Below are 16,954 nucleotides of genomic sequence, written 5' to 3'. Positions count from 1 at the left end.
CCGGCCTCAGCGCAGGCTGTTGCCAAGCTCGTACCAATCGAGCTTGCGGGTGACCCACATGATGCTGGCCAGGATACCGAACAGCAGCAACGATCCCATCAGCAGCGCGTTGTCTTCGGAGACCAGCAGGCTGTAGAGCACTCCATACAATGCGGTGAGCATCACCGAAAACCCCGCCGCGCGCGCCCAGCTGCGCAATACCCCAGACAGATAGAAGAACTGCAGACCGATACACGCCGCGGCAGACACCAGATACGCCTGCCAGAACGCGATGTGCTCGGAAAGGCTCAGCAGTAACAGGAAGAAGATTGCCAACGCCAGACCGACCAGCAGGTATTGCAGCGGGTGAATCGGTAAGCGCTTGATCAACTCGAACAACACGAACGCCACAAACGTCAGCACCACGAACAGGATGCCGTACTTGCTGGCGCGGTCGGCCTGGGTATACACGTCCACCGGGTCGACCAGGCGCACTTCCAGCGTATCCAGCGACGATTGGCTGGACTGCAACTGGGTCTGCGCACCGGTGGCCAGCGACGACAGCGACCAGCTGGCATCGAAGCCCTTCGGCCCGATGCTCGGAGCGTTCGGCAGGAAGCGGCCGCCGAAGGACGGGTGTTGCCAGCTGGAGCGCAAGGCGATCTCGTTATTGTCGGCGATCGGTGCGATGGCAAGCCGGCGCGTGCCGTCCAGCACGAACTGCATATCCACCACGTTGCCGTCCTGCACGCGGCCGGCGACCGGGTCGGCCAGCAGGCTCAGTTGGGCATGGATCCCTGCCGAGCGATCGGCCAATGCGCCTGCGCCGCTTTCCAGTGCCAGCGTGCGTCCATCCACCTGCAGGCGCGGTGTGCCCACCAGCCCGCGCACATCGGAAATGCCCACCGCCAGGTGTGGCTGGCCATACACGCGGGTCGGCGCGGCGACGTAGTCAAACGGTGCGTACTCGGCATGCAGGGTCGCTTTCCAGGAATACACCTGCACCCGATACAGGCCCACTTCGCGCACCGAGGGCACCATCTCGCCGCTGAGTTTCAGGCTGCGCGGCGTCTGCAGCAGCGCGCCTTCGCGTTTGCGCCACACCTTGCGCTGGTTGCCCTGCTCGTCCGGCTCGGTGACCTGCACGTCCTCGGTATACGGCAGCACCCGCACCGGCGCGATGAACTGCTGCTCGCCGGCCTTGCTCTGCGCCACCCGCTCCACCGCCTCGTCGCGGTAGCGGGCGCGGTCCTGCACGGCGCCGCGGATCAACAGCAACGGAATCAGCAGCAGCAGGATCAGCCCGCCGATGGTGGCGAACCGCAACAACAGTTTCAGGGATTTCATCGGCCATCCTCATTCTGGGAGGTGGCCAGGGTGCGATGCGCGGGTGTGGAGGGTTTGAGGCGAATTTGAAGCGAATGTGAAGTGGGCAATCAGCCGGCGAATCGTCGTGTCTTGCTGCAATTAGAGGGGCTAACAAAAACTGGCAAGCGCTCGCCTGGGTCGAGGGCGCGGTGCCCTCACCGCTCGCGGGACACGCCGTGAATCCATCCCTGGAGGCTCGGTGGCGGCATCCATGCCGCCACACGGTCCCGCAATCGGCGAGGACACCGCACCAGACAGGTTGCTGATTGCTTTATTGAGAACAGGACACGGCGCCAGCCAGTTTGCTGGGTGCTTTGTTGAAAGCCATGCACACCGACCATCTCGACTGGTCCTTGCCTGCCCACCGTCGCGGGACCTTACGCGGCATGGATGCCGCGTAAGAGCCTACACGGACGTACTTGCAGCGTGTCCCGCGATGGTGGGCGGGCAAGGCCCTGCAGCATCGAGGGCGCGGTGCCCTCACCGCTCGCGGGACACGCCGTAAACCCATCCCTGGGGGCTCGGTGGCGGCATCCATGCCGCCACACGGTCCCGCAAGCGGTGAGGACACCGCACCAGAAAAGTTAGTCGGCTGCTTTGTTGAAAACATGCACACCGACCATCTCCACTGGTCCTTGCCCGCCCACCGTCGCGGGACCTTACGCGGCATGGATGCCGCGTAAGAGCTTACAAGGACGTACTTGCAGCGTGTCCCGCGATGGTGGGCGGGCAAGGGCCCTGCAGCCAAGCCGCAGATCAGCCGGCCGGCAGCCGCAACGTCGCCACGGCGCCGCCGCCCTCGCGATTGCCCAGCGCTACTTCGCCGCCGTGCAGGCGCGCAACTTCCCGCACGAACGGCAAGCCGAGCCCGGAACTGCGTTGCCCGGTCTGCGGGCGGGCCAACGAGTAGAAACGCTCGAACACCCGTTCCAGTGCGTAGTCCGGCACGCCGCTGCCGCGGTCTTCGACCGACCACTGCAAGTGACCGTCGTGCACCTGCGTGCGCAAGTGCACGGTGCTGCCTTCCGGCGAAAACGCGATGGCGTTTTCCAGCAGATTGATCAGCGCCTGGCGCAGCAGAAACCCGTCGCCGAGCACGTAGTGCTCGTGCGCTGCATCAGATGCGACATCGATTTCCACCCGCACGCCGGCCGCTGTCGCGCGTGTCAGAACCGCATCCACTGCTGCCTGCAGCAAGCCAGCCACAGCGATGCGCTCGCGCTTTTGCAACCAACCGTGCTGCTCCACCTCGGCCAGTGCCAGCAGCTTGTCGATGGTCTCGGTCAGCCGCAGCTCCTGCGCACGGATGCTGGCGACGAAGTGCTGGCGATCGGTTTCCGGCAATGGCTCGGCCAACAGCTCGGACGCACCACGGATCGCCGCCAGCGGGCTCTTCATCTCGTGCGTCAGCGACTGCACGTACTGCTCCACGTAGGCCTTGCCTTCCAGCTTGCGGCGCATGCTTTCCAGCGCCTGGCCCAGGGCGCCGATTTCATCGCCGCGCGGTTTGGGCGGCGGCACCGGAATGCCCGCGCTCACCGCCTGCGCGTAACGATTGAGCCGGCCGATGCCGCGCATCAGCCACCAGGTCATCAAGATGCCGATCAATGCGGAAATACCAATCAACCAGGCACCGCGTTGCAAAATATTGCGCTGGCTGGCCTCGATAAACGGGTCGATGCTGCGATTGGGCTGCGCCAGCGTCAGCACGCCGATCAATTTGCTCGCATCGTTCGGTGCATAGATCGGCGCGGCCACATGCATCACCGTGGCGGTCGGGTCACCATCGACCTCAGGGCTGGAGCGCGCGCCATATTCGCCGCGTAAGGTGCGATAGACATCGTTCCAGCGTGAGTTGTCGCGGCCCACATCGCGGCCCAGCGAATCGAAGACGACCACGCCGCGCGCATCGGTGACGGTGACGCGGTAGGCCACATCGTTCTTGCGGAACCGCCATACCCAGGCTTTGGGATCGCGCCGCTGCGCCTGCGCCACGTTGCGCGCAAAGCTGCCGGTGGCGATGGTGCCGCCGGCCAATTCGCCGCTGGCCATTTCCGCCAGCACATTGGCCGCATCCACCAGCGTGGATTCCATCGCCTGGCGCACACCCGGTTTGACCTCGTTGACGAACACCCGCATCACGAAGAACGCGGCCAGCCCGACGATCAGAAAGAAGCCCAGGAACAGCTTGAGACCGAGCCGCATGTCAGACCCCGGCCTGGAGAACAACGCGACGCCTGCACGCGGCCATGCCTACAGCTCCAGCGCGTAGCCAAGGCCACGGTGGGTGCGGATCGGGTCGGCCGGCACGCCGGCCTGGCGCAGCTTGCCGCGCAGCGTCTTGATATGGGTATCGACGGTGCGGTCGGCACTGTCGGCGCTGGCATCCCAGCCGCGGTCCATCAGCTGCGCGCGGCTGAGGATCGCGCCGGGGCGCTGCAACAATGCCGACAGCAGCGCGTACTCATAGCGGGTCAGCGGCAGCAGCGCCTCGCCGTAGCGGATGCGGCTGCCCTCGCGATCGATCGCAAACGCGCCATGCGGCTGCCAGCCCGCCTCCGCGACTGCGGCCACATTGCGGCGACGCAGCCGCGCGCGCACCCGCGCCACCAGCTCGCGCGGGGAGAACGGCTTGGCCATGTAGTCGTCGGCACCCAGTTCGAACCCGAGTACGCGGTCGATCTCGTCGTTGCGCGCGGTCAGGAAGATCACCGGCACGTCGCTGAAACTGCGCAGCGTGCGGCACACCTCGAAGCCGTTGATGTCCGGCAGGCCCACGTCCAGCACCACCACATCGGCCGGGTCGGCGCGCAGCCGCGCCAACGCATCGCGACCCAGCAGGCAATGCTCGGGCGCATAGCCTTCGCTGCGCAGCGCGTACAGCACGGTATCGGCAATGGCGGCTTCGTCTTCGACGACGAGCACGCGGGCGGGGGACTCGGACATGGCGCGCAGCATAGCCGCATGCTGGCGCGGCCCGTACACTGCCGCGATGAACTATCGCCACGCCTTCCATGCCGGCAACCATGCCGACGTGCTCAAGCACATCGCCTTGCTGGCGCTGATCGACACCCTCAAGCGCAAGGACACGCCGTTCTTCGTGCTCGATACCCACGCCGGGCGCGGGCGCTACCAGCTCGGTGGCGAAGAAAGCCGCAAGACCAACGAGGCCGATGCCGGGGTGATGCGGCTGATGGCCGAGTCGACCCTGCCCGAGGTGGTCGAACGCTATCTGCGCGCGGTGCAGGCCGACAACCAGACCGTCGCCCGCCCGTCCACACCCGGCCAGAAGCCGGCGCGGCCCACCGCTGGCATCCAGATCAACCACTACCCCGGCTCGCCGTTGCTGGCCGCACAAGCGTTGCGCGAGCAGGACCGCATGGCGTTCTGCGAGTTACAGCCGGAAGAGGCCGAGGCGCTCAAGCGCCTGTTCGCCAAGGACAGCCGCGTGCGCGTGCATGCCGGCGATGGCTATGAGGCGATTCGCGCCTTCGTGCCGCCGCGCGCCGGCGAGACCAAAATCGGCCGCGGGCTGGTGCTGATCGACCCGCCGTACGAGTCGCAGGAGGCCGAGTACCCGCAGGTCATCCACAGCGTGCGCGAAACCCTGGCGCGCTGGCCGCAGGCGATGTGCATGGTGTGGTACCCGATCAAGCTGCGCCGCAGCCTGCAGCCGTTCATGCGCAAGGCCGCCACGCTGCCGGCCAAGTCGGTGCTGGTGGCCGAGCTGCAGGTGCGCCCGGACGACTCGCCGCTGCGCCTGACCGGCAGCGGGCTGCTGATCGTCAACGCGCCGTGGCAGTTCGACCAGGTGCTGGCGCCTGCGCTGCCGGTGCTGAAGAAGCACCTCGGCGAGGCCGGTGCCTCGACGCGGCTGGAATGGCTGCGCCAGGACGCCTGAGTCATCGGGGCCGGGCGCCATACGCGCCGGCAACCGCAGCTGCATACTCACGACTGGATCACGGTATCGCTCGGTACAGTGATGTGGGAAGCACTGCCACCCTCCAAACGGCCCCCAGCGGCGCACCGGATTCATTCACGGTTGTGCGCTGGGCTGGTGCCAGAATCTTCCGATCTTCAAGGAACACCGGTCATGGCCATTCGCAATCGCATGCCTCCCTGGCATGAAAACTTCAGTCTGCCCAATGGCCGCACCCTTCTGCTCCGACCGATCCGTCCTGAGGACGGTCCGCCGCTGCAGGGGGCTTTCAGCTTGTTGGGACCGGAGGAAATCCGCGAGCGCTTCGTGCGCTCCTCCGCCGAAATCACGCCGGAGATGGTGCAGCGCCTGACCCATCCCAATCCCAAGAGCGAGATCGTGCTGGTCGCCGCCGAGCAGTTGCCGCCGGGCGAGGCGCTGGTTGGCGCAGTCGCGCGCGCAGCGCTGGTGCCGGGCACCCGCCAGGCCGAGTACACCATTCTGGTCAGCAGCTTCGTCGCCGGCCAGGGTCTGGGGCGGCAGCTGATGCGCAAGCTGGTCAAGTGGGCGCGGCGCAAGTATCTGGACTGCCTGTTCGGCGATGTGCTGCAAAGCAACGTGCCGATGCTGCAGTTGGCCGAGTCGCTGGGCTTCAAGCCGCAGCCGCATCCGGATTCGCCGGAGCTGGTGCGCATGGTGTTGGAGCTGGATGCCTGATTCGCCGGGATTCGGGATTCGGGATTCCGCTCAGAGCGGCTGATCTGTTACTTGGTTGCAGGGCCCTTGCCCGCCCACCATCGCGGGACACGCCGCAAGTACGTCCATGTAGGCTCTTACGCGGCATCCATGCCGCGTAAGGTCCCGCGATGGTGGGCGGGCAAGGACCAGTGGAGACGGTCGGTGTGCAGGGTGCAAGCAATGCATGACCTGCGTTGATTGGATAACGGCGCGTCCGCTCAGCTTCACAAAACAAGCCAAGCAACGGACAGGCTTTTAATGAAACAACCGACTGACTGCCTGGTGCGGTGTCCTCACCGATTGCGGGACCATGTGGCGGCATGGATGCCGCCACTGAGCCTCCACGGACGGATTCACGGCGTGTCCCGCAAGCGGTGAGGACACCGCGCCCTCGACTAACTGGGGTTTGCCTGGTACCAGCAAATCGTTACGTACCACTAGACCCTGCGGCGCCCATGTAAGCAAGCGGCCCAACGCCCGCTTTCACACCGAATGGACCGGTCGCAGCGGGCGCTCTGGTAAAATTGCCGGCTGATGCCGTCGCCAACCACCTTCCCCTCTCCGCCGCTGCCCAAGTCCGGCCAGCTTCGTGCCTATTGGCGCGCCCCGTCTTCGCCGACTGCGCTGGCCTGGTCGATCGCGCGCGCCGCCGAGGCGCATGCCGGCCCGCTGCTGGTGATCGCACGCGATAACCAGAGCGCGCACCAGATCGAATCGGATCTGCATGCCCTGCTTGGCGAGCACGCCAGCTTGTCGGTGGTTCCGTTTCCCGATTGGGAGACCCTGCCCTACGACCAGTTCAGTCCGCACCCGGAAATCATTAGCCAGCGTTTGGCTGCGCTGCACCGTCTGCCCACACTGACCCGTGGTGTGGTGATCGTGCCGGTGCAGACACTGATGCAGCAGCTGGCGCCGCTGAGCTACATCGTCGGCGGCAGCTTCGATCTGAAGGTCGGGCAGCGGCTGGATCTGGATGCGGAAAAACGCCGCCTGGAAAGCGCCGGCTACCGCAACGTGCCGCAGGTGATGGACCCGGGCGATTTTGCGGTGCGCGGCGGCTTGCTGGACGTGTTTCCGATGGGCGAAGCCACGCCGTTGCGCGTGGAGCTGCTGGACGAGGATATCGACTCGATCCGCGCCTTCGACCCGGAATCGCAGCGCTCGCTGGACAAGGTCGATGCCGTCAAATTGCTGCCCGGCCGCGAAGTGCCGATGGACGATGCCAGCATCGAACGCGTGCTGGCCTGCCTGCGCGAACGTTTCGATGTGGATACCCGGCGCAGCGCGCTGTATCAGGATCTGAAATCGGGTCTGGCGCCGTCGGGCGTCGAGTATTACCTGCCGATGTTCTTCAGCAAGACCGCCACCTTGTTCGATTATCTGGACAAGCGCACGCTGCCGTTGATCGCCACCGGCGTGTCCAACGCGGCCGACACGTTCTGGGCGCAGGCGCAGGACCGCTACGAACAGCGCCGCCACGATGTGGAGCGCCCGCTGCTGACGCCGGACGAGCTGTATCAATCGCCGGATGCATTGCGCGAGCGGCTCAACAAGCTGGCCCGCATCGAAGTCTGGGCCAGCGACCATCCGCGTATCGACGAGGCCGTCGCCCTTGGCGACCAACCGTTGCCGCCGCTGCCGGTGGCGGCAAAAGACGCACCTGCAGGTCAGGCGCTGGCCTCGTTCCTGAGCCACTACCCGGGCCGCGTGCTGGTGGCATCGGATTCGGCCGGTCGCCGCGAAGCATTGATGGAAGTGCTGGCGGCGGCGCAATTGAAGCCGGAGGTGGTGGCCGACCTGCCCGCCTTCCTGGCCGTGCCCAAGCTGCGCTTCGGTATTACCGTGGCGCCGCTGGAAGACGGCTTTGCGCTGGACAACCCGCAGATTGCGGTGCTGACCGAGCGCCAGCTGTTTCCCGAGCGGGCCAACCAGCCGCGTCGCACGCGACGTGTGGGCCGCGAGCCGGAAGCGATCATCCGCGATCTGGGCGAGCTGTCCGAAGGCGCGCCGATCGTGCACGAAGACCACGGTGTGGGCCGCTACCGCGGGCTGATCGTGCTCGATGCCGGCGGCATGCCCGGTGAGTTCCTGGAAATCGAATACGCCAAGGGCGACCGGCTGTATGTGCCGGTGGCGCAACTGCATCTGATCAGCCGTTATTCCGGTGCCTCGGCCGAGACCGCGCCGCTGCATTCGCTGGGCGGCGAGCAATGGACCAAGGCCAAGCGCAAGGCGGCCGAAAAGGTGCGCGACGTGGCGGCCGAGTTGCTGGAAATCCAGGCCCGCCGACGTGCACGTGCCGGTCTGGCCTTGCAGGTGGACCGCGCGATGTACGAGCCGTTCGCGGCCGGCTTTCCCTTTGAAGAAACCCCCGATCAGTTGGCCGCCATCGATGCCACGTTGCGCGATCTGGGCAGCAGCCAGCCGATGGACCGCGTGGTCTGCGGCGATGTGGGCTTCGGCAAGACCGAGGTGGCCGTGCGCGCCGCATTCGCCGCCGCCAGCGCCGGCAAGCAGGTTGCCGTCTTGGTGCCGACCACGTTGCTGGCCGAGCAGCATTACCGCAATTTCCGCGACCGCTTCGCCGATTACCCGATGAAGGTGGAAGTGCTCTCGCGCTTCAAGAGCACCAAGGAAATCAAGGCCGAGCTGGAGAAGGTCGCCAGCGGCGATATCGACGTCATCATCGGCACCCATCGTTTGCTGCAGCCGGATGTGAAGTTCAAGGATCTGGGCCTGGTCGTCGTCGACGAAGAACAGCGCTTCGGCGTGCGGCAGAAGGAAGCGCTCAAGGCGATGCGCGCCAACGTGCATCTGCTCACGCTCACTGCCACGCCGATTCCGCGCACGCTCAACATGGCCATGGCCGGTTTGCGCGATCTGTCGATCATCGCCACCCCGCCGCCGAACCGGCTGGCGGTGCAGACCTTCATCACTGCCTGGGACAACGCGTTGTTGCGCGAGGCATTTCAGCGCGAGCTCAGCCGCGGCGGGCAGCTGTATTTCCTGCACAACGATGTGGAAAGCATCGTGCGCATGCAGCGCGACTTGTCCGAACTGGTACCGGAGGCGCGCATCGGCATCGCGCACGGGCAGATGCCCGAGCGCGAGCTGGAACGGGTGATGCTGGATTTCCAGAAGCAGCGCTTCAATGTGTTGCTGTCGACCACGATCATCGAATCGGGCATCGACATTCCCAACGCCAACACCATCATCATCAACCGCGCCGATCGCTTCGGCCTGGCCCAGTTGCATCAGTTGCGCGGCCGCGTCGGTCGTTCGCATCACCGCGCTTACGCGTATCTGGTGGTGCCGGACCGTCGCTCGATCACCGCCGATGCCGAGAAGCGTCTGGAAGCGATCGCCTCGATGGACGAGCTCGGCGCCGGCTTCACGTTGGCCACGCACGATCTGGAAATCCGCGGCGCCGGCGAGCTGCTGGGCGAGGACCAGAGCGGGCAGATGGCCGAGGTCGGCTTCAGCCTGTACACCGAGTTGCTGGAACGCGCAGTGCGCAGCATTCGCCAGGGCAACCTGCCCGATCTGGATGCCGGCGACGAAGTGCGCGGTGCCGAGGTCGAGCTGCATGTGGCCTCGTTGATTCCCGCAGATTATCTGCCCGATGTGCACACCCGGCTGACGCTGTACAAGCGCATCTCCAGTGCGCGCAACAGCGATGCCCTGCGCGAGTTGCAGGTGGAGATGATCGACCGCTTCGGCCTGCTGCCGGATCCGGTCAAGCATCTGTTCGCCATTGCCGAGCTCAAGCTGCAGGCCAACGCGCTGGGTGTGCGCAAGCTGGATCTGGGCGAAAACGGCGGCCGTCTGGTATTCGAGGCCAAGCCGTCGATCGACCCGGTCGCGGTGATCCAGATGATCCAGAAGCAGCCCAAGATCTACACCATGGACGGCCCGGACAAGCTGCGCATCAAGCTGCCGCTGCCGGAAGGTGCGGATCGTTTCAATGCGGCACGTGGCTTGTTGACGATGCTGGCGCCGAGATAAAAGGCCTGCTTCATCGGTTGCGTTTGCTTGGCGCACCGATCTCGACAATAGACGACGCAAGGACGCGTCGATCACGTTGCAATCGCTGCGCAAAGATCATCGAACTCGATGCGGCATTTTCACTAAAACCCATCGCACTCTGCGATACCGCCCCACGACACGTGTGGCCTTTCTAATGCGCATTTTCTGCAGTGACACTGCAGAACACCCATCCCGCATGCATTAAAGAATTCGACCGAAATGCGGCTATCTGTCCTGCAGGACTGTCCGGGACATTCGACTCCCGAGCCTGCTTGCGACAAACCTGAGCAATTAATGCCCAGGCAGTGATGGATTTCTCAAATCCGTCACCGCGCTGAATTTTGCCTAAATATTCCTGCCGCGCGCCGATACCTGCATAGACCGGCATGTCCCCGTGTGCAGAGCTGCCCACGCAAGCCCACGCCGGAGCGACCTTCTTCCGCGTCATGGCGCGCATCCGTGCGCCATCGCATCGCTTGAGGCATCAATGAACACGCCACTGTCCGCTCTACCCGCGCCGCTGACACTCGCCCTGGAAGGCGAGATGACGATCCGTCGCGCTGCAGAACTCAAGCCGCTCTTGCAGCCGGCATTGCTGCACCCGGGTGGATTGCATCTGGACCTCGCTGCGGTCAGCGAGATCGACACCACCGGCCTGCAGTTGCTGCTGGCCACCAAGCAGGCGATCCAGGCCGATGGGCGGCCGTTTTCGCTCACCGATTCCAGCCGTGCGGTGGTCGATGTGATCGAACTGCTCGGCCTGCTCGAAGCGCTGTACCCGCATGCGGTCGCGTGCCTCGGCGAACGCATTCACTAACGGACAGGTAACACGCGCATGGACATGAACCAGCTGATGCAGACCTTTCTGGCCGAGAGCCGGGATCTGCTCGAAGACATGGAACGCCATCTGCTCGAAGCCGAGCGTGGCGAGTCTTCGCCCGATGCGGTCAACGCGATCTTTCGCGCGGCGCATACCATCAAGGGCTCGGGCGGGTTGTTCGATCTGCCGCAGCTGGTCGGCTTCACCCATGTGCTGGAAAGCGTGCTGGATCTGGTGCGCGATGAAGCGCTGAGCCTGAGCTCTGAATTGATCGCGCTGCTGCTGGTGTGCTGCGATCACATCCACGCCTTGGTGGAAACCGCGGCCGATCCAAGCCACGCCGATGCGGCTGCACTGGCGACCGAGGCCGAGCCGTTGCTCGCGCAGTTGAAGACCTATCTGCAAGGCAGCGTGTGCGGCGTCACCGGGGCCGCCATCCAGCTCGGCACACCTGAAAAACGAAGTGGTTACTGGCGTATTTCGTTGACGCTGTTTGCCGACGCACTGCGCTTCGGCAACTCGCCGCTCAAGCTGATTCGCAATCTGCGCGGCCTGGGGTCGGTCGAATCGATCAGCACCGATTACAGCCAATTGCCGACGTTTGAAGACCTCGATCCGGAAGCCAACTATCTCGGTTTCCAGATCCTGTTGCGCAGCGATGCCGACCGCGCCGCGATCGAAGAAGTGTTCGAGTTCGTGCGCGAGGATTGCGATCTGGAGATCACCTCGGTGCCGGCACCGACCGAGGCGGCCGCCCTTCTCGTCATCGAGCCTGCAGCGCTTGCACCCGTCGCCAGCACGCTCGCTGCGGTTCCGAATTCAACCTCGGCTGCAACGCCGCCACGCGCCCCCCAGGAAGGTGCCTCACGCAACGCCGAGGCGCGCTCGATCCGTGTGGACGCCGACAAACTCGATCGCATGATCGATCTGGTCGGCGAACTCATCATCGCGGTGGCCGGCACCAACGCCAACGCGCAGCGCACCGGCGACGCACAGTTGCTGGAATCGGCCTCGATCCTGGCCGGCCTGGTGGAAGACGTACGCGAGAGCGCCTTGCAACTGCGCATGGTCAAGATCGGCGGCACCTTCGGCCGCTTCCAGCGCGTAGTGCACGACGTGGCACGCGAACTCGGCAAGGACATCGCGCTGGTGGTGGCCGGCGAAGACACCGAACTGGACAAGTCGGTGGTGGAAAAGATCGGCGACCCGCTCACCCATCTGGTGCGCAATGCGATGGACCACGGCATCGAGCCGGCCGACGTGCGCGTGGCACACGGCAAGCCCGCACGCGGCACTGTTGGCCTGAACGCCTATCACGACTCCGGCAGCATCGTCATCCAGATCACCGACGACGGCGGCGGCTTGAACCGCGACCGCATCCTGGCCAAGGCGCTGGAACGCGGCCTGATCGAACCCGGCCGCCAGCTCAGCGACCGCGAAGTGTTCGCGATGATCTTCGAGCCGGGCTTTTCCACTGCCGAAAAAGTCACCAACCTGTCCGGGCGCGGCGTCGGCATGGACGTGGTCAAGCGCAACATCACCGCGCTGCGCGGCACCGTGGAGATCGACAGCACCGCCGGCGTGGGCACCACCATTTCTGTGCGGCTGCCGCTGACGCTGGCCATCATCAACGGCTTCCAGGTCGGTGTCGGCAAATCGGTGTTCGTGGTGCCTCTGGATGTGGTGGAAGAGTGCGTGGAGTTCACGCCCGACTACGCCAGCGACTACATCGATCTGCGCGGCAGCGTGCTGCCGTATGTGCGCCTGCGCGAATTGTTCGCGCTCGGCGGCAAGACGCCTGCACGCGAAAGCATCGTGGTGATCCGCCAGGGCGCGCAGCGCTTCGGCCTGGTCGTGGACACGCTGCTGGGCGAATGGCAAACCGTGATCAAGCCGTTGTCCAAGGTCTTCGCACAGGTCAAAGGCATCAGTGGCTCCAGCATCCTGGGCAGCGGCGATGTCGCGCTGATTCTGGATGTGCCCAGCCTGCTCCAGCAATTGCATCCCAACCAGGACGCCCTGGCGGCCTGAGCGTTTACACCATCACTCCCCACATCACCGCGTTATTCGTTGTTCCCTGACCCCAGGAAGCTGCCGCCATGTCACACCGTCTCCCAATCGCCACCCAGTTGTGGTTTACCGCCGCCCTCGCCCTTGTTCTGCCTGTCGTCGTGGTCGTGGCCGGCTTTGCGCTGACGCTGTCGCACGGCGCCCTGCTCGCCGCCAGCGTGGTGGCCGCCCTCGTCAGCGGCGCGTTGCTGGCCTGGTCGATCCGCATCGCCAACGACTCGCTGAGTATCGCCACCACCACGCTGGACGCATTCGCGCGCGGCAACTTCGATGTGGCCATGCCGCAGGTGCGCGATGAGCAGGCTTGTGAGGTCTTGCGTGCACTGCGCAAGGTGCAAAGCAGCATTCGCCATGTCAACGACGAGATCAACCGCGTCTCGCAGGAACACGACGCCGGCGAGATCGATGTCCGTATCGACGTGGCACGCTTCGACGGCGACTTCCGCACGATGGGCGAAGGCATCAACCGCATGGTCGCCAACCACATCGCGGTGAAGAAACAGGCCATGGCCTGCGTGGCCGAGTTCGGACGCGGCAACTTCTCCGCCGAGCTGGAGCGCCTGCCGGGCAAGAAGGCCTTCATCAACGAGATCGTCGACCAGATCCGCGGCAACCTCACCGGCATGGTCGCCGAGGTCAACCGCATGGCGAGCGAGCACGATGCCGGCGACATCGACGTGGTCATCGACACGCAACGCTTCACCGGCGATTTCCGCCGCATGGCCGAAGGCATCAATGCGATGGTGGCCAGCCACATCGCAGTCAAGAAGCAGGCCATCGCCTGCGTGGCTGAGTTCGGCCGCGGCAACTTCACCGCGCAGCTGCCGTTGCTGCCGGGCAAGAAGCGCTTCATCAACGACACCCTGGAACAGGTGCGCGGCAGCCTCACCGGCTTGATCCGCGAGATCAACCACATGTCGGCCGAACACGAAGCCGGCGATATCGATGTGGTGATCGACAGCAGCGGCTTCGATGGCGATTTCCGCAGCATGGCCACCGGCATCAACCAGATGGTGGGTGCGCATATCGCGGTGAAGAAACTGGCGATGGGCGTGGTGGCCGAATTCGGTCGCGGCAACTTCGACGCGCCGCTGGCGCAGCTGCCGGGCAAGAAGGCCTTCATCAACGACACCGTGGAGCGCGCGCGCGGCAACCTGCGCAGCATCTCCGAAGTCATCCAGGTGATGGGTGCGATGGCCGACGGCGATCTCACTCACACCGTGGAAGGCCGCTACGAAGGCGCATTCGCCGACATGCAGCGCTACGTCAACACCACCATGAGCCGGCTGACCGAGATCGTCGATGAGGTCAACCGCAACGCCGAGAATCTGGCCAGCGCTTCCGAACAGGTCAGCGCCACTGCGCAGGCGCTTGCACAGGCCGCCAGCGAGCAGGCAGCCGGGGTGGAAGAAACCAGCGCCTCGCTGGAACAGATGACCGCCTCGATCGCACAGAACACCGAGAACGCACGCGTCACCGACAGCATGGCCGCCAAGGCCGCCAGCGAAGCCGCAGACGGCGGCGACACCGTGCGCGCCACGGTGGTGGCGATGAAGGACATTGCCAAGAAGATCGGCATCATCGACGACATCGCCTACCAGACCAACCTGCTTGCGCTCAACGCCGCCATCGAGGCCGCGCGTGCCGGCGAACACGGCAAGGGCTTTGCGGTGGTCGCGGCGGAAGTGCGCAAGCTGGCCGAGCGCAGCCAGATCGCCGCGCAGGAAATCGGCGAGGTGGCCGGTTCCAGCGTGGAACTGGCCGAAAGCGCCGGCCGCGTGCTCGGCGAGATGGTGCCCTCGATCCGCCGCACCTCCGATCTGGTGCAGGAAATCGCCGCTGCCTCCGAAGAACAGACCGCCGGCGTCAGCCAGATCAACACCGCGGTCGGACAGTTGAACCAGACCACGCAATCGGCCGCTGCCAATGCCGAAGAACTGGCGGCAACCTCCGAGGAAATGAGCGCGCAGGCCGAGCAGCTGCAGCAGCTGATGGGCTTCTTCCGGCTCGGCAATGGCGGCCGCGCCGTGGCCTCAAGCAGCAGCAAGCCGGGTCCGCGCCGGATCGCGCCGCACAGCAACAGCACCGCGCTCAGCGCGCCACCGCGGCGCACCAACGTGCGCCAGATCAGCGCAGTGGCTGCCACCGCCGATGCGATCGACGAATCGCAGTTCGCCAGCTTCTGAGGAACCGACGATGCAATCGCACAGCAGCGCAGCCAACACCACCAGTGCGCCGTCCTCGACGGCACCGCAGCAATACCTGACCTTTTTGCTGGGCACGGAGATGTTCGGCCTGGGCATTCTCGGCATCAAGGAAATCATCGAGTACCGCGCGCCCACCGACGTGCCGATGATGCCGCCGGCCCTGAGCGGGGTGATCAACCTGCGCGGCGCGGTGGTGCCGGTGGTGGATCTGCAGCAACGCTTCGGCCGCAGCGCCAGCGCAATCACCAAGCGCAGCTGCATCGTGATCGTGGAGATCGCCCATGGCGGTACGCAGCAGGTGCTCGGCTTGCTGGTGGATGCGGTCAGCGAAGTGCTGGACATCGCGCCCGATGACATCGCCGGCGCGCCCAGCTTCGGCGCCGGCATCGCCCGCGATTTCATCCAGGCCATGGCCAAGATCGGCGAGCGCTTCGTGATCCTGCTCGATGCCGATGCCGTGCTGAGCAACGACACCCTCGCCCAGCTTCCTGTCGCCGAGCTGGCGGCCTGACATGCTCCGCATGCACGCAAGGACTCCCATGCGCCCCACCCTTCTCTCCTGCAGCTGCGCGCTGGACGGCCCGGTGTTGGTCGTCGACGACAGCGTGGTCCAGCGCGAGCATGCGATGGCGCTGTGCCGCCAACTCGGCGCCGTTGCGGTCGACGGCGCGGTGGATGGCCACGCTGCGCTGGCCTGGTTGAGCAGCGCCATCGCGCCATCTCTGCTGCTGATCGATCTGGAAATGCCCGGCATGGATGGCGTGCAGCTGCTCGACGCACTGGCGCGCGGCAAGTACAGCGTGCCGGTGATCGTGGTGTCGCAACGCGGTGGCGCCTTGATCGATGCGGTGATGCAGCTCAGCCGCAGCGCCGGCGTACGCGTGCTCGGCGGCATCGAAAAGCCGATGCATCTGCAGGATCTGGCCACTGTGCTGGAGTGCGAACCCGAGCCCGCGGCTGGCGCAGCGGCGTTTGCACCGGCGGCGATGTCGCCGCTGATGTCCAGCGGTGGCGCGGCCGCGTCGCGCCTGGACCGTGCGATGCGCCGCGGCGAAATTCGTGTGGCCTACCAACCCAAACTCGATCTCAAGGATGGCCGCCTGCGCGGTGTGGAAGCGCTCGCACGTTGGCGCCGCCCGCAAGGCGACATGATCGGGCCGGACCGCTTCATTCCATTGGCCGAACGCGAGGGCTTGATCCATGCGTTGACCCAGCAGGTGATCGACAAGGCGATTGCGCAATTGGTGGACTGGCGTGCAGAAGGATTCCAGCTGACGCTGGCGTTGAACCTCTCGCCCAATCTGCTCAGCGAGCAGGATTTTCTCGAGCAGCTGTGCGCCAAGCTGAGCGATAACGGCCTGAGCCCTGCGGATCTGGTGCTGGAACTCACCGAAAGCGCCATCGTGGAGCCGGCCAATGCCTTGAGCATGCTGGCACGACTGCGTCTGCATGGCTTTGGTCTGTCGATCGACGATTACGGCACCGGTTTCTCCTCGCTGCAGCGCCTGGCCAGCATTCCGTTCACCGAGCTCAAACTGGACCGCAGCTTCGTGCATGCCGCGCATCGCAGCCGCAGCCAGCGCACCGTGCTCGAATCCACCCTGGAACTGGCGCACCGGCTTGAACTCACCGCCGTGGCCGAAGGCGTGGAAACACCCGAGGACTGGCGCCTGCTGCGCGAGCTCGGCTGCGATCTGGCGCAAGGCTATCTGATGGGCTCGCCGATGCCCGGGCCGATGCTGTCGGAATGGTGGCGCGAACACGCCGTGCGCATCGCGCGCCTGAGCGACAGCGCGCTGGCCAGCGATGCGGATGTCGCCTGAGACC

12 protein-coding genes are annotated in these 16,954 nt (G+C 65.3%); 8 read left to right on the top strand and 4 right to left on the bottom strand.

What is annotated here, in order from left to right:
• Positions 1-6: 6 nt before the first annotated feature.
• The 3 genes from creD to creB all read right to left on the bottom strand — a co-directional run bounded on the left by creD (position 7) and on the right by creB (position 4,305).
• The gene (gene creD / locus AC1KVG_RS18440) at positions 7-1,326 is read right to left on the bottom strand and encodes a cell envelope integrity protein CreD (protein WP_481095337.1); all 1,320 of its coding nucleotides are present in this window, start codon (positions 1,324-1,326) and stop codon (positions 7-9) included.
• A gap of 777 nt (positions 1,327-2,103) precedes the next feature.
• On the bottom strand, positions 2,104-3,552 hold the full coding sequence (creC, locus tag AC1KVG_RS18435; protein WP_481095336.1) for a two-component system sensor histidine kinase CreC: 1,449 nt from the start codon (positions 3,550-3,552) through the stop codon (positions 2,104-2,106).
• A 48-nt stretch (positions 3,553-3,600) separates the two neighbouring features.
• Positions 3,601-4,305, bottom strand: a complete 705-nt coding sequence (gene creB, locus AC1KVG_RS18430; protein ID WP_181110756.1) for a two-component system response regulator CreB — start codon at positions 4,303-4,305, stop codon at positions 3,601-3,603.
• 34 nt (positions 4,306-4,339) lie between these two features.
• On the opposite strand from creB, the gene AC1KVG_RS18425 reads away from it, so the two are divergent.
• The 3 genes from AC1KVG_RS18425 (at position 4,340) to mfd (ending at position 10,009) form a co-directional block, all read left to right on the top strand.
• The gene (locus tag AC1KVG_RS18425) at positions 4,340-5,248 is read left to right on the top strand and encodes a 23S rRNA (adenine(2030)-N(6))-methyltransferase RlmJ (protein WP_043889774.1); all 909 of its coding nucleotides are present in this window, start codon (positions 4,340-4,342) and stop codon (positions 5,246-5,248) included.
• A gap of 192 nt (positions 5,249-5,440) precedes the next feature.
• Positions 5,441-5,983 carry a GNAT family N-acetyltransferase gene (locus AC1KVG_RS18420; RefSeq protein ID WP_006450344.1) on the top strand — a complete coding sequence of 181 codons (543 nt, stop codon included), beginning with the start codon at positions 5,441-5,443 and terminating at the stop codon, positions 5,981-5,983.
• 555 nt (positions 5,984-6,538) lie between these two features.
• The gene (gene mfd / locus AC1KVG_RS18415; RefSeq protein WP_481095335.1) at positions 6,539-10,009 is read left to right on the top strand and encodes a transcription-repair coupling factor; all 3,471 of its coding nucleotides are present in this window, start codon (positions 6,539-6,541) and stop codon (positions 10,007-10,009) included.
• A gap of 172 nt (positions 10,010-10,181) precedes the next feature.
• Here the strand turns inward: mfd and AC1KVG_RS18410 are convergent, their stop codons facing one another.
• Positions 10,182-10,478, bottom strand: a complete 297-nt coding sequence (locus tag AC1KVG_RS18410; protein ID WP_481095334.1) for a hypothetical protein — start codon at positions 10,476-10,478, stop codon at positions 10,182-10,184.
• Positions 10,479-10,517: 39 nt separating this feature from the next.
• Between AC1KVG_RS18410 and AC1KVG_RS18405 the strand changes: the two genes are divergently transcribed.
• The 5 genes from AC1KVG_RS18405 to AC1KVG_RS18385 all read left to right on the top strand — a co-directional run bounded on the left by AC1KVG_RS18405 (position 10,518) and on the right by AC1KVG_RS18385 (position 16,950).
• Positions 10,518-10,847: an STAS domain-containing protein gene (locus AC1KVG_RS18405; RefSeq protein ID WP_006451387.1), complete on the top strand. Its 330-nt coding sequence runs from the start codon at positions 10,518-10,520 to the stop codon at positions 10,845-10,847.
• 18 nt (positions 10,848-10,865) lie between these two features.
• A complete protein-coding gene (locus AC1KVG_RS18400; protein ID WP_481095333.1) occupies positions 10,866-12,881 on the top strand; it encodes a chemotaxis protein CheA in 2,016 nt (671 codons plus the stop codon).
• Between the two features lie 68 nt (positions 12,882-12,949).
• Complete coding sequence (locus tag AC1KVG_RS18395) at positions 12,950-15,106, top strand: methyl-accepting chemotaxis protein (RefSeq protein ID WP_481095332.1); 2,157 nt, start codon at positions 12,950-12,952, stop codon at positions 15,104-15,106.
• A 10-nt stretch (positions 15,107-15,116) separates the two neighbouring features.
• Entirely contained in the window at positions 15,117-15,638 is a 522-nt protein-coding gene (locus AC1KVG_RS18390) for a chemotaxis protein CheW (RefSeq protein ID WP_481095331.1), read from the top strand.
• Between the two features lie 28 nt (positions 15,639-15,666).
• Positions 15,667-16,950 (top strand): EAL domain-containing response regulator, encoded by a 1,284-nt coding sequence (locus AC1KVG_RS18385; protein ID WP_176341458.1) that lies wholly within the window; start codon positions 15,667-15,669, stop codon positions 16,948-16,950.
• Positions 16,951-16,954 lie beyond the last annotated feature (4 nt).

Source organism: Xanthomonas sp. NCPPB 3959 (assembly GCF_056675575.1).
Note: the sequence above shows the minus strand (reverse complement) of the source record. Positions and strands in the feature narration are given on the sequence as shown.

Excerpts from the sequence above, each read along its gene's own strand:
- creD (WP_481095337.1), bottom strand. The coding sequence starts at position 1,326 with ATGAAATCCCTGAAACTGTTGTTGCGGTTCGCCACCATCGGCGGGCTG.
- creC (WP_481095336.1), bottom strand. The coding sequence starts at position 3,552 with ATGCGGCTCGGTCTCAAGCTGTTCCTGGGCTTCTTTCTGATCGTCGGG.
- creB (WP_181110756.1), bottom strand. The coding sequence starts at position 4,305 with ATGCTGCGCGCCATGTCCGAGTCCCCCGCCCGCGTGCTCGTCGTCGAA.
- AC1KVG_RS18425 (WP_043889774.1), top strand. The coding sequence starts at position 4,340 with ATGAACTATCGCCACGCCTTCCATGCCGGCAACCATGCCGACGTGCTC.
- AC1KVG_RS18420 (WP_006450344.1), top strand. The coding sequence starts at position 5,441 with ATGGCCATTCGCAATCGCATGCCTCCCTGGCATGAAAACTTCAGTCTG.
- mfd (WP_481095335.1), top strand. The coding sequence starts at position 6,539 with ATGCCGTCGCCAACCACCTTCCCCTCTCCGCCGCTGCCCAAGTCCGGC.
- AC1KVG_RS18410 (WP_481095334.1), bottom strand. The coding sequence starts at position 10,478 with ATGACGCGGAAGAAGGTCGCTCCGGCGTGGGCTTGCGTGGGCAGCTCT.
- AC1KVG_RS18405 (WP_006451387.1), top strand. The coding sequence starts at position 10,518 with ATGAACACGCCACTGTCCGCTCTACCCGCGCCGCTGACACTCGCCCTG.
- AC1KVG_RS18400 (WP_481095333.1), top strand. The coding sequence starts at position 10,866 with ATGGACATGAACCAGCTGATGCAGACCTTTCTGGCCGAGAGCCGGGAT.
- AC1KVG_RS18395 (WP_481095332.1), top strand. The coding sequence starts at position 12,950 with ATGTCACACCGTCTCCCAATCGCCACCCAGTTGTGGTTTACCGCCGCC.
- AC1KVG_RS18390 (WP_481095331.1), top strand. The coding sequence starts at position 15,117 with ATGCAATCGCACAGCAGCGCAGCCAACACCACCAGTGCGCCGTCCTCG.
- AC1KVG_RS18385 (WP_176341458.1), top strand. The coding sequence starts at position 15,667 with ATGCGCCCCACCCTTCTCTCCTGCAGCTGCGCGCTGGACGGCCCGGTG.